At 44.5% G+C, this 13,306-nt stretch carries 11 protein-coding genes; 8 read left to right on the plus strand and 3 right to left on the minus strand.

The window, feature by feature from the left end:
* Positions 1-293: 293 nt before the first annotated feature.
* The 3 genes from R7Q48_RS00320 to R7Q48_RS00330 are packed head-to-tail and all read left to right on the plus strand — an operon-like array spanning position 294 to position 3,897.
* Entirely contained in the window at positions 294-1,646 is a 1,353-nt protein-coding gene (locus R7Q48_RS00320) for a DASH family cryptochrome (protein ID WP_213886221.1), read from the plus strand.
* Positions 1,646-3,190 carry a cryptochrome/photolyase family protein gene (locus tag R7Q48_RS00325; RefSeq protein ID WP_318132096.1) on the plus strand — a complete coding sequence of 515 codons (1,545 nt, stop codon included), beginning with the start codon at positions 1,646-1,648 and terminating at the stop codon, positions 3,188-3,190. The genes R7Q48_RS00320 and R7Q48_RS00325 overlap by 1 nt, the downstream gene beginning before the upstream one ends.
* Positions 3,190-3,897 carry an SDR family oxidoreductase gene (locus R7Q48_RS00330; RefSeq protein WP_017819732.1) on the plus strand — a complete coding sequence of 236 codons (708 nt, stop codon included), beginning with the start codon at positions 3,190-3,192 and terminating at the stop codon, positions 3,895-3,897. The genes R7Q48_RS00325 and R7Q48_RS00330 overlap by 1 nt, the downstream gene beginning before the upstream one ends.
* Before the next feature lie 61 nt (positions 3,898-3,958).
* On the opposite strand, the gene R7Q48_RS00335 is transcribed toward R7Q48_RS00330, so the two are convergent.
* Both R7Q48_RS00335 and msrB read right to left on the minus strand, forming a co-directional pair.
* Complete coding sequence (locus R7Q48_RS00335; RefSeq protein WP_005374142.1) at positions 3,959-4,105, minus strand: DUF2256 domain-containing protein; 147 nt, start codon at positions 4,103-4,105, stop codon at positions 3,959-3,961.
* Between the two features lie 33 nt (positions 4,106-4,138).
* The gene (msrB, locus tag R7Q48_RS00340; RefSeq protein ID WP_167415760.1) at positions 4,139-5,281 is read right to left on the minus strand and encodes a peptide-methionine (R)-S-oxide reductase MsrB; all 1,143 of its coding nucleotides are present in this window, start codon (positions 5,279-5,281) and stop codon (positions 4,139-4,141) included.
* A gap of 202 nt (positions 5,282-5,483) precedes the next feature.
* On the opposite strand from msrB, the gene R7Q48_RS00345 reads away from it, so the two are divergent.
* The 5 genes from R7Q48_RS00345 to R7Q48_RS00365 all read left to right on the plus strand — a co-directional run bounded on the left by R7Q48_RS00345 (position 5,484) and on the right by R7Q48_RS00365 (position 12,939).
* Entirely contained in the window at positions 5,484-5,882 is a 399-nt protein-coding gene (locus R7Q48_RS00345) for an OsmC family protein (protein WP_172563698.1), read from the plus strand.
* A gap of 129 nt (positions 5,883-6,011) precedes the next feature.
* Positions 6,012-6,566 (plus strand): sugar O-acetyltransferase, encoded by a 555-nt coding sequence (locus tag R7Q48_RS00350; RefSeq protein ID WP_031780875.1) that lies wholly within the window; start codon positions 6,012-6,014, stop codon positions 6,564-6,566.
* Positions 6,567-6,653: 87 nt separating this feature from the next.
* Positions 6,654-6,884: a hypothetical protein gene (locus R7Q48_RS00355; RefSeq protein WP_085569221.1), complete on the plus strand. Its 231-nt coding sequence runs from the start codon at positions 6,654-6,656 to the stop codon at positions 6,882-6,884.
* 1,035 nt (positions 6,885-7,919) lie between these two features.
* Positions 7,920-8,789, plus strand: coding sequence for a hypothetical protein (locus R7Q48_RS00360; RefSeq protein ID WP_005384146.1), 870 nt, complete (start codon positions 7,920-7,922; stop codon positions 8,787-8,789).
* A 31-nt stretch (positions 8,790-8,820) separates the two neighbouring features.
* Positions 8,821-12,939 (plus strand): M66 family metalloprotease, encoded by a 4,119-nt coding sequence (locus tag R7Q48_RS00365; protein WP_262656186.1) that lies wholly within the window; start codon positions 8,821-8,823, stop codon positions 12,937-12,939.
* 70 nt (positions 12,940-13,009) lie between these two features.
* Here R7Q48_RS00365 and R7Q48_RS00370 read toward each other — a convergent pair whose 3' ends face one another.
* Positions 13,010-13,192, minus strand: coding sequence for a hypothetical protein (locus R7Q48_RS00370; RefSeq protein WP_005393690.1), 183 nt, complete (start codon positions 13,190-13,192; stop codon positions 13,010-13,012).
* Between the last annotated feature and the right edge of the window lie 114 nt (positions 13,193-13,306).

The following is a 13,306-nucleotide window of genomic DNA, read 5'->3' on the forward strand; positions in this document are numbered from 1 at the left end:
TGTCGCTTTAATTTTTATCACTTTTGCATGGTTTATATAGAAAATGAGTGATTAAGATCGTGATCAATACCGTTGGATTCAAATTTTATAAAATATCAGTATGAAACATGTACAGGAATTTGGTGGTATTGCGTGTTTTGAGATATCCAGCAAATGGATTCCGTGTGAACGTTAGTAACCTAATGATCGTCAAACTCTCGTTTTCGTATAAAAGCAAGTAAATCAAAAGGCTTAACGTCAGGGTCTCCGTGAAAAGAACTCGTAGACGAAGAATTAACATCTGAGGGTGCGAATTGAAAAAGAAAATAGGACTTTATTGGTTCACGAACGACTTGCGATTGCACGACAACCCACTGTTGAAAAGCGCCAGTGTAGAAATGGACGAGTTAATTTGCTTGTATTGCTACCCTTCAATGACGCCTTACTTGCATCACTTTGCGCAGGAAGCCTCTTTCGGGCGCGCGAAATTGCAGTTTCTCGACTCATCGCTTAGTGAACTCAATCAATCTTTGAATCACCTTGGTCAGCGATTATGGGCGGTTGAACTAACGCCCGATCAAGCAATCAAGTATGCTGTTAATCGCTTCGGCGTCACACATATATATGCTGACGCCTTTCCCGGTTCGGATGAGCAACAAGCGTTAGATCGCGCAGTTGAAGGCGCGTCTCATGTAAAAATAAAACAGCAAGCAATCCGGACCCTGTTAAGGGAAGAACAACTGCCATTTGACTTGAGCAATCTGCCTACCACTTTCACGCAGTTTAGAAAGCAAGTTGAAGGTTTAGACATCTCTCGGCCCCACGAGAGTGTCCGTTCGTTACCTCCAATTCCCTTAGGTGTGAATCTTCCTTCCGTTACTGCATATTACTTTGACACAAAAGCTGCGTTTCATGGTGGAGAAAGCCGCGGGCTTGAACATTGTCGCCAGTATTTTGCTTCCACACTAGCCAGTGAATACAAACAAACACGCAATGGTTTAGATGGCATGGATTACTCCACCAAGTTCTCTCCTTGGCTAGCTCATGGGTGCGTTTCTCCGAAAACTATTTATGCCATGTTGAAACGTTATGAAGCGGAGAATGGTGCAAATGATTCAACCTACTGGATTTACTTCGAACTGCTTTGGCGTGAATACTTTTATTGGTATGCCCGTCGATACAAGCGACAGCTCTTCCGATTCGGTGGCATCCAAAATCGAGCACCACTCACCAGCTTTTACGCGCACCGTTTTCAACAATGGAAGAAAGGTGAAACGCCATTTCCTATCGTCAATGCGTGTATGCACCAACTTAATGAAACGGGTTATATGTCGAATCGTGGCAGACAGTTAGTCGCCAGTTGTTTGGTGCATGAACTTGGCCTCGATTGGCGTTATGGCGCGGCGTACTTTGAGTCACAACTGGTTGATTACGATGTGGCATCAAACTGGGGAAATTGGCAATACCTAGCGGGCGTTGGTGCTGATCCGCGTGGTTCACGACAATTCAACCTCGAAAAGCAAACCGAAATGTACGATCCGCACATGGAGTTCATCGATAGGTGGCAAGGTCGTTGTCCTGGCGCGCATTTGGATAGTGTAGACATGGTCGATTGGCCGATTGTGATGGGCAGCAGTGACAAAGCTTCGTCATCGGAGAAACCGTAATGCAATTTGAAACCGTACGATTGATCTTGGGCGATCAACTTAACAGTGAGCACTCTTGGTTTCAGCAACCTGATGAGCAAGTGCTTTACCTGATTGCAGAGCTCAAGCAAGAGAATACATACGTCACGCACCATATTCAGAAAGTGTGTGCGTTCTTTTCTGCAATGGAACAGTTTGCGAAAGAGCGTCAGAGTGAAGGTCACCAAGTTCTGTACCTCACATTGGATGACACACAATCCTTCGACGATCTTGAGCAAGTCTTGCAACACTACGCGAGTGAAGTTGGTGCAAGTAAGTTTGAATATCAACGCCCGGATGAATACCGTCTGCTGGAGCAGTTAGTCAAACTAAAGCTTGATGGGGTCGTGACGCGTTGTGTCGACTCGGAACATTTTTTGTTGCCGTTTGAGGAAATAGAATCGCAGTTTCCTCAAGGCAAACACATCATGATGGAGCACTTTTACCGTCGTATGCGCAAGCGCTTCGACATCTTGATGCAAGACGGAAAGCCCATCGGCGGAAAATGGAATTACGATGCCAATAATCGTAACAAGCTCAAAGCCAAAGACATTGAACAACTTCCACAACCTTTGATGTTCAGTACCGACGTAAGCGACATTATTGAGCGATTGGCAAAACATGACATCAAAACCATCGGAAATCTCGAAGGGGACTTGTTGTGGCCGATTAATCGCGCGCAAAGCCTCTCTTTACTCGCGCATTTCTGCCAAGTCTGTCTGCCGTTATTCGGACGTTTTCAAGATGCCATGACAGGCCAGCACGACGCTAAGTGGAGCTTGTATCACAGCCGAATTTCATTCTCGCTTAACAGCAAATTACTGCACCCGAGAGAAGTCATTGATGCTTCACTCAAGGCATTTCATTCCAACGCGGACATCGACATTTCTCAAGTTGAAGGGTTTATTCGCCAAATCTTAGGATGGCGAGAGTACATTCGAGGGGTCTATTGGGCGAACATGCCTCATTACCCGAAAAACAACGAATTGGGCGCAGAAAGAAAGCTGCCAGATTTCTTCTGGAATGGTGAAACTAAAATGGCTTGTATGCGCAATGCGATTGGGCAGTCCCTCGATTACGCCTACGCACACCACATCCAACGATTGATGGTCACTGGTAACTTTTGCTTGCTAACCGAGATCGACCCAGATCAAGTGGATGAGTGGTATCTCGGTATCTATGTTGATGCGATTGAATGGGTCGAAATGCCGAACACACGTGGCATGGCATTGTTTGCGGATGGCGGCATTGTTGGCACCAAACCTTACGCGGCGAGTGGTTCTTACATCAACAAAATGAGCGACTACTGTAAGGGTTGCCATTACGACAATAAGGCGAGGAGTGGGGAAGGATCGTGTCCGTTTAACAGCCTTTATTGGCGCTTTATGAACAAACACGACAAGCGCCTCGCAGCCAATCCACGAATCGGGATGATTTTCCGCTCTTGGGACAACATGGAAGAACAACAACGCCAAGCGATTCTTGATACCGCAGAGCACTACATAGAAAACGTGGAGAACTTGTGATGGAAATACTCATCGTCGGTGGCAATGGTGGAATTGGTTTGGCGATGGTGAGAGAAGCCGCAGCTCGGTTTCCTCAAGCTCGCGTGCATGCCACTTATCGTAAGCAGCAACCAGATTGGCAACACCCAAATGTCGTTTGGCATCAAGTGGATGTATCGCAAGACGAGCAGGTAAAAGCGTTCAGTGAGCAGATTGAACACGTCGATTGGTTGGTGAACTGTGTTGGTATGTTGCACACCCAAGAGAAAGGTCCTGAGAAGAATCTTAGCTCGCTCGACGCAGACTTCTTTCAGCAAACCATCACGGTTAATACTTTGCCAAGTTTGCTGTTGGCGAAATACTTCACGCCCAAGCTAAAGCGCAGTACTGCACCCAAGTTTGCGACCATTTCGGCCAAAGTTGGCAGCATTAGCGATAATCAGTTAGGTGGTTGGTACAGCTATCGAGCATCGAAAGCCGCATTAAACATGTTCCTAAAAACCATGTCGATCGAATGGCAAAGAGTGGTCAAACATGGCACGGTGCTTTCACTTCACCCTGGCACCACAGATACCGCTTTGTCGGCACCTTTTCAAACCAATGTCCCAGAGGGAAAGTTGTTCACGCCAGAGCGAGTTGCTAAGGATTTATTAGGCTTGATAGAAAAAGCAACCCCGCAAGATAGCGGGGCGTTTTGGGCTTATGATGGGACGTTATTACCTTGGTAAGAGAACGCGTACAAACGTTAATACAAATGAAATAACATACTCCAGATAGGGTCGGAGTGACCTACGTTTTCGTTGATTTATTTCTTCGGCAACGCTCAGAACAATAAACGATTTCCTCCCAATTTCGCGCCCACTTCTTTCTCCAAGAAAATGGGCGCTGACAGACCGGACAGACTTTCATGGGAAGGTTGGATTTAAAACCTTTCATCGCGCTGAATGTTCACTCCTAATTTGGTTAAAACTACTTATCAAATAGGTACAGGTAATCGCCGTAGCCTAAACTCGCCATCTTGTTCACAGGTACAAATTTCATCGCAGCAGAGTTCATGCAATAGCGTAATCCCGTCGGCTTCGGACCATCTTTAAACACATGACCTAGGTGTGAATCACCAAACTTACTGCGGATCTCCGTTCTAGGGTAGAGTAGTTTATAATCGGTTTTCTCCACGATGTAACCCGGGTTAATTGGTCGAGTAAAGCTTGGCCAACCTGTGCCAGATTTGTATTTATCAGTAGAAGAAAATAGCGGTTCACCGGTCACAATATCCACATAAATTCCCGCTTCTTTGTTGTCCCAGTATTCATTATCAAACGGACGCTCCGTGCCTTCTTCTTGCGTCACGTAATACTGTAGCTCTGTTAAGTTTGATTTGATTTCAGACTGAGCAGGCTTACTGTACACTTTCACTTTCGAAAGCAGCTTTTTTTCTTCAATCAACTGTCGAAGTGTTTTAGGGCTTTCTTTTCGATCTTCACCAAATACTTCGTCGAGATATTTATCGCGACCTGATGCGTAGCGGTAGTATTTGTACTTCAGGCTACTCTTCTTGTAGTAATCCTGATGATACGACTCCGCAGGGTAAAACTTTTCAAACTCGATCAGCTCTGTTTTCAACGGTTTTGGATAGATCATCGCCTTGTCGATTTCCATCATAAACTGCTTAGCAATCTGCTTTTGCTCCGCATTATGATAGAAGATCGCCGGACGGTATTGAGGACCACGGTCAACAAATGAACCTTTATCGTCGGTAGGGTCGATATGACGGAAGAAGTAATCCAGCACTTGTTCGTAGTTCACAACAGCAGGATCGTACTTCACCTCAATCACTTCAATATGACCAGATTTACCAGAAGAGACTTGGCGGTAAGTCGGGTTTTCAATATGACCACCTGAATAACCTGATACAACATCGATTACGCCGGGCAGTTGCTCTAAATCCGATTCTGTACACCAGAAACAACCGCCAGCTAGCGTTGCGATTCTTGTATTCTCTGAAGCCTTCAGCTTATCCATCGTATCGGCGGTACCTGTTTTACTCAATAGTAGAAACAAGACTGGAAGTGCGAAGGAGAAACCGGCCAATAACTTAGACATATTCTTCATAGCTACCTCATCGTTATTTTTGTAGAAAGTGTTACTTAAATAAAAAGTGTTACGTATAGAGAAAGGTAACCGAGCGAAAAAATTACAGTAATGTTGAAAATTCCGTTGCCCTTTTATGCGATAGAGCTAAAGTATCGACAAGAAACACACCGCTAGTAAGGGCAACGATGCCTTGAATAAGCGATGCTAAATGAGGTAAATCATGCAAGCTGAAGTTAAATGGATAGAAGATTTTAAATTCCTTGGGCAATCTCAGTCGGGCCACTCCGTAGTGATGGATGGCAATGGTGGTGCAACCGCACCAAGCCCAATGGAAATGGTACTAATGGCTGCTGGTGGCTGTAGCTCTGTCGATGTTGTTGATGGTTTGAAAACAGCAGGCCAAAAGGTTTCGTCAGTTAATGCCAAGCTAACCACAGAGCGTCGTGAAACCGCACCGCGTATCTTTACGCAAGTGAATATCCACTTTGAAGTGTCAGGTGACGAGCTTGACCCAGCAGTCGTAGCAAAAGTGGCGGCTGACTCGCTAGAAAAATACTGCTCGGTTTGCTTAATGCTAGGTGAAGGTGTTGAGATGACCCACAGCTGGGAAATTGTGTAAGCCGACAGACTCCACAAAATATAAAAACAGGAAAGAGAAAAGTCCGGGCTTTTCTCTTTTTTTATTTCGCAATTCACGTACCTTGTGAAGAATCTGAAAGCAGTAATTGCAGGTTGTAGGAGTCTTCCAGTGACAGAACTAGAAAAAATGATGTCTGGCCAGGTCTTTGATGGCATGGACAAAGAAATTGACGCCATTAGAAGCCATGCTCTTCAAGCACTTAGAGCACTTAATAATAACACCGACGAAAGTCAGCGCGACGAATTGCAAAAGCAGCTATTTGGCAAGGTAGGCCGTTGTATTGTCCAGTCCCCTTTTCATTGTGAATTTGGTAAGACCATCGAAATAGGTGAAGAAACCTTTATCAACATGAACGTGGTCATGCTCGATGGTGCCAAAATTACCATCGGGAACCACGTGCTCATTGGACCGAGCGTGCAATTTTATACCGCTTCTCATTCTGTTGATTACCGAAGTCGTCGACGTTGGGAAACGTTTTGTAAACCTATCACGATTGAAGATGATGTGTGGATTGGCGGAAATTCCGTCATCAACCAAGGTGTAACAGTTGGCGCTCGCTCGGTGATTGCGGCGAACTCGGTCGTTAACCATGATGTGCCGCCAGATTGTCTATACGGAGGCACGCCAGCTAAGTTGATTCGTCGTCTCAACGAAGAAGAGTAAGAATCGATAGTGATGGCATGATGACTCGCTTTACAGGCGTAAGAGAATCATGCCAGCAGAAAGGGATAATTCATCAAGGAGTCTAAGATGTCGAACAAGACAGAAGTCCTCATGTGCCCTACATGTGGGGTAGAAACGCATCATGTCGTGGTGTTAGTTAGAAAAAAAAGTGGTTTTGAAGGTGATAAAAATCGCAAAAAGAAAGAGTTCATCGCTGGCTTTCTCAAAAGTGTAGTATTCGGCGCCTTCCTTGCCTCTATGGATGAATTTGAACGTCATTTGATCTGCGAAAACTGTGGTCATAAAACCATTCAATAGTAACTGATAGTCCTTCTTTCTCTGCATAAGTTCATAAGTGCGGTTTGAAGCACTGGTTATTCAAGTCGCATCATCCTCTTTTAGTGCTTTTGCTCTTCTTGTGTTCCTCTCTCAAATATGAGTCACATCAGTACGCATTTTAACCGCTTGGATACAGATAACTCACTGCTATATATAATAAATTTTGGTGGGAAATACGTGTTTCAGCTCGATGTTTAAACTCTGTTCTATCGACACGTTTTGGGTCAGTAAACACTTAAATTTCGTTTGCTTTATGTTGTATGTAGCGCAATTGTGTGAAATTGGTCACATTAACGTTTAATTTATAAAAAAATAATTAATGAATAGTAATTCACAAATATGCTGACCGTATGTGCTATTTAGTTTTGATTTATCTTTTGTATATTCACTTGGTGAATGTTTTTTTGTTTTTAGATTGACTAAAGGTTTGATTTTCTATTCAAACTTGTGAAAGGTTGAATGGATATATTAGAAAACATGAATTTGATCTTGTTTCTATCTTTTGTTTTAAATGCGAAATTCATTATTAACAACGGATGGTTTTGATGATTTCTCTTATGTGTATCCCACCAATTTTAGAAATTGAAAATTAAACTCTCTCAATACAATAACGACTAAAATTAAACGGAATGATGTTCTTGTATTTTTATTGTATTTTAACTTATACATTTTTACTCATTCATTTTAACTGTTTTTGTTGATTTTAAGTTGTTGATAATAATTGTCTTTTAACTTTTGTTTTAATGACGTTGCTTTGCTGCTTCTTTAATGTTGTGGTGTGTGGCTTTATTTATAAAAAGTCATTTTAAAGTACGTTTTTAAGCAAAGTAGAACGCAACAATACTCAGATAAATAGTATTAAAAAGTTAAATAAGGATTTAACCATAAGAGTAATTTTATGGTTGATAGGTTTATTGGGGTTGATTATCTGAATTTTTATGGAATTTCATCCCAATAATCTGTTTGTCTTTAAGTTTATTCAAATGAACTTAATTCTCATGGAAGTTTCAAAACATGCAGCACACAACAAAGTGGATGATGACGCCGCTTGCAATGTTGTTGGGTACGCTGTTTTCAGCGCCATCATTCGCGGTGGAAACGAGTGTAATTGATAGCACTAGCACGCCTGAATCTACACAAAATGAAGGAGATACGTCCTGTATTGTTTGTAAGTTTAGTGGGGCCGTTTACCTATCTTACGATACAAACATTTACGATAAAGACGACTACCGTTCTGTCCGCAATTTCTCGTGGGGAGGCGATCTCGTTTATTCCTTTTCGAGCGACACAAAAGCCTATTTTTCTACGGGGGGCTATCGTGCCCTAGAAGATGAAGTCGGCACCTACGCGACAGATTCGGTGTTGGGCTTGCAATACACGAACCTATATCGCTTTGGAGATACAGGGAAAATCGGCGTTGCGGGTCAGCTCACCATTCCAACTTCAGAAACATCTCGTAAAGATGAACTGCACACCGCGGTTCGTTTAGATGTGCCGATCTCTTTTTCAGCTTGGAGCGTCGATTTTTCGGTTTCGCCAAGACTGAGAAAAAATTTCCACGAATACAAAACCATGGGTGGACGCTCGCTGACTGAGTGGACTTACTCGTTGTTTGCTGTTGCGGAAAAGTCGTGGGAATCGTTCGCAGTGGGGATTACGGCGTTAGGTGGTAACAGCATCAGTTATCAAGGTACGCGCAGAAGCAGTTGGCAGTATGAGGGGGCGTTGTACGGCACATACGAGTTTGATGAAAGCTGGTCATTGCTACTCGCGGCATCATCAACGGGTTTCTATCAAGATGCAGAGCGAGGCACCTTGGGCAACATCGATTTGTTGGACCAAGAGAAAGCGTCTTACATCGTGACAGTGACTTACTCCTTCTAGGAAAATAACAACAATTAAGGATATCCAAATAATGTTTAAAAAATTGACTCTGGTGTCAGCAATAACGGCCGCGCTTGCTGGCTGTGGCGCAGATGATCAGGCGTATGACTATGTCGAAAGAGATGCAAAAGAAGTCGCAGTAAAAGATCTTAAAGACGGTCGTTGGTTTTACGTTCCGACGACTGGTGCCGCGCCACGCTTTGCTCTGAACCAATTCCCATTCTTGCAAGGTTCACCTCGTTACGTTGAGCTTTGTTTTACCAAAGAAGGTCTGGAAGTTCGCAGTTACGATAAAAACTACCCAGACGCGCATCTAAGCAAAGATGCTAATAACTACTGCGGTGAAGAGAAATTTGTCGCAGATGACGACGGCGTTAACTTCGCGCAAGTGCTGACGATTCCGGGTGACTTTGCGGCGTATCGCTGTCAAGAAGACGCGCATGGTGATTGCACCAACAAAGAAGAAACCAACGAAGACGCAAGCCTAAACTACAAGAAGAAAACCCACTTCACTCCTCGTCCTGAAGATCTCGAAATTGCAGAATTCAATATGGAAGATCTGTATGGCATTACCGAAGGCATTGATGAAATTGGCGCACCACGATTGATCTCGTGGGACTTTGACCCTAAAAACGGTCTTCTCAATTTCGAACTAGAGCGCACGTTCCGTATCGATTTAGATAATATTTCTGACTACATCAACTTTGCAACGAAAGCGAGCTTGGATGAAGCGCTTGTGGATGGCGCGTTTAAATCTCGTTTCTACTACTCGTTAGTGCACGAAAGTGAAGTGGCAACCGAAGGTTACCAACCGATCTTGTACCCTGTGGGTGATGAGAACGACATTGGTTTCTTCACCACGTCGACGAAAAAGCTTAACCCAGTCACGAATAAATACGACCGTGATGTGGTTTACCTCAATCGTTTCAACCCAGATCAAGGCTCTATCAAATATTACTTGAGCGACAATTTCTTTGAAGAGAAGAACAAGTTGTTCTTGGATGCAACGCTGCAATCGATCGACAAGATGAACCAAGCGCTGAATGTATTTGGGGCGGATGCAGGCAAGCCTGAAATCGAGATTGTGAACAAAACCAAAGCGGCTGGTATTCACCCAGGAGATCTGCGTTACAACGTGATTAACCTGATTGACGAGCCTTTAGCGAACGGTCTGCTTGGCTATGGCCCGTCGGTTTCTAACCCGATGACGGGGGAAATCATCAAAGGCCACGTGAACCAATACGCAGGCGTTGCAAGAACGGGTGTGCCTTTCTATTGGGATAACTTGGCGCGTTTCTATAATCGTAATCAACTGGACTTAGATGGCTTAGATCCATTGCCAACCAGCAGCGAATCTGTGAAAACAGAAGTTGCGGATAGAATTGAAGCGCTTTCTACAATGGCGGCGATGGCGAGCCTGAAATCGGATGAAAACATTCATGCGCCGCTCGTTTCAAAAGAAGACATCGTTTTTGGAAAAGCAGCGACGAAGAGCCCAACTCAGCTAATGAAAAACTTCAATGATGACATGGAGTTTGAAAAGGTGGTTGAAGCTGAAGAGAACCGTTTGTCTTTCTGGGCAGAGAACAACGTCTATCCAATCGAAGCGTCGTGGGTTTCTTCAACCAACAAGGCCATGTTGGACAACTTGAAGTTGGATGACGAGCGTTACTTTGAGATCAAACTTGATGACGCAGGTAACGAAGTATCGCGTCAGCTTAAGCGTTGGAAATACCTGCCAAAAGAGTTGCAAGTGAAAGCAGCAGATGCGATTACGGTTGCGACTTACAGCAATACGCTTGTTCACGAGCTTGGTCATAACATGGGTCTGCGCCATAACTTTAAAGGCTCAAATGACAAAGCGAACTACTACACGCTAGAGCAAGCGCATCAACTCGGCTTGAACAACATTCCTGCTTACAGTTCGACAATGGACTACGCACCAAGCATGTTGGATGAAACGCCAACTTGGGGTCTGTACGACATTGCGGCGTTTAAGTTCGGCTACGGCCGTAAAGTCGAGACGATTCAAGATTCTTCAGGTTCAGCTCCTGCACCTGTTGCGAAACCGGCAGACAGTGCGAGCGATGAAGACAAAGCGGCATATGCTCGTTACCTCGCTGATCAGCAAGCCTACCAACAAAGCTTTGCATACAAGTTTGGCAACAATCCAGACAACACATCGCTGATGGTGTGTTCTGAAGTGAAGGCGCTAACGGGGGACGAGAAAGGCAAATCACTCTACAACTGTGACTTTAGCCGATTCGATATCGCTGCGTTGTCTGATGATCCTGAACTGAATGCGAAAACTCGTTATGGCGCACTTTACTACCTAGATAAAGTGAATGAAATTGAGCGTAAGTCTTACGATTTCTGTACCGATGGGAACGTTTCTCTAAACAGCGACTGTAACCGTTTTGACGAAGGTACAAACCTAGAAGAAATTGTTTCTTACGAGTGGCAGAACTATCTCGATAGCTATGATCGACGCAACTTGGAGTTATATGGGACCACGGGATTATTCTCGTCCGATTATCCTGGTTACTTAGTGCGCCGTTACATGGAAATGAGCGCTATCCGTGACAAGATGGAAGATCTTGAGCGCATCGATAACCTGTACACCAACCTGGGTTACACTTCGTCAACGGATAAGCCGGGTGATTTCTTATTGCGCCTTGCTTCAAACCCTCAATACTGTAGCGAAGGCAAAGCCGATAACTCATGGTTCTGTGATTACGCGAATGGGGCGAAAAAATCCGCGGCGTTCTTCCTTGATATCTTGCGCACACCAGAGCATCAATGTGTGATAGAAAATGCGGCAGGCAACCAAAAAGTGATTTCTTTTGGTCAACTGTTAGACAACAACTCACACCAAATTCCGGCTGATTACGATCTTTCAACAGCCAGCTGTTTTGATGATTTGGCAGCACGCTTTATCGAAGATTCAGATGAGGGCTATATAGCTGTTGCGGAAACTGCGAATGGACGCTTCCTAAACTCAATTGGTAGCTTTGACCCGGATTACCCTTGGTCAAATGCGGTGTCTGTGTTGGGCAACTGGCCAGACAAAGCGTTGGCGAGCCACTTCTTAGCACGTCGATTCTCGAACCGTTTTACCGATGAGGTGAGCTTTGCATCGCTGCTTGATATCCCTGGGGTGCAAGCTGAATACGAAGACATCATGGGCAACATCGTGGCAAATGACGCGTTAAATACGCCAGTTAAATTGGTGGGTAAAGACGGTAAGGAATACACCAATCTAAAAGGTGTTACCGTGAACCTACACATCACTGAGCAAATGGAGTCCCTACCACCAATGCCTCGTGGTATTGCAAGATTCCTTGATATTGGTGCAGAAGGCCGCGGACGTGTTGGCGATGTCATCTTGAGAATGGGTGTGCGCCAAATGAAGTCTTACGACTACACAGTGAAGACTCGTGGTCAATCTCAGTTTGATACGTTTACGAAACAGCAAGACCGCTACGGTATCATCGCAGGTGACAAGGTTGAGTTTGTTATCGACGGCGAGAAGTTTGTGGCAACAAAAGCAAACAAGCTGGCTTACGACTACGCAAATCAACTGGTGACGTCCAAAGGTTACGATCTAAAAACGTACCTAGATAGCTATGAGCCTGCAACACTAAACAAGGTTGCAGAGAGCATCGATAGTGCTTGGGGGCCATTCCGAACAGCGATTGTCCCAGCGTTCCACGATCCTGTATTGTTGCTGGATGCACCAATGGTCAACGCAATGAAGCGAACCATTGATGCGGATATCGCGGCAGGTGTGCTGTCGTTTAGCCAGTCTTTCATCAACTTTACGACAGCGAATGTGACTTCGGGTGATTTGGTCATCGATGCAACTTCGGGCACATTGAGCTACAAAGGTGGTAAAGCGCACGATGAGCTGAAAGCGTTCGAAGCCTACACTGATGCGATGCTATTGATTTACAACGATCACGCCGAAGACATGATGTTCGCGGTCGACAATGTGTACGCAGGGTACATGGCGTCTTCAGATGCTGACAAAGAACTTTGGCTGAAAGATCTCAATATGATCCAAGCGTATTTGCGTGGTGATATCGGCGCTGTGGCTGGTGATTACTACAAGATGCTTGATCGCCTACCAACGGCAGTGAGTTTCCAGTAAATAACTCTTAATTCACTCATACAAAGGCCTGCAGCAATGCAGGCCTTTTTCGTCATAGGATTGATGGAATTTAGGAGTGAAAGATGATCTGTCCGTCTTCTGTCATCACAAGTGTCGCTTTGCTTTGTTCGATAAGTTGGGCAGCATAAGAAGGGGTAACTGCCTGCATATCACCTTTAGATCGAAGAGTTAAAGACTCCCACGCTTGATCTCGATATTTCCCTGCTTGGGTGTATTGAATCAGTACTTTCATAGCTTCACGCTCCGGTGTGGTTGACGTGCTACTTAAGTTAACGATCTTAGGTTGGTTGCGCATCTGTTAAAAATGAAACATTAGTTTAACTAAATGTGCCTTTCCAAATATCTC

The sequence above is a fragment of the Vibrio sp. 378 genome (genome assembly GCF_033339435.1).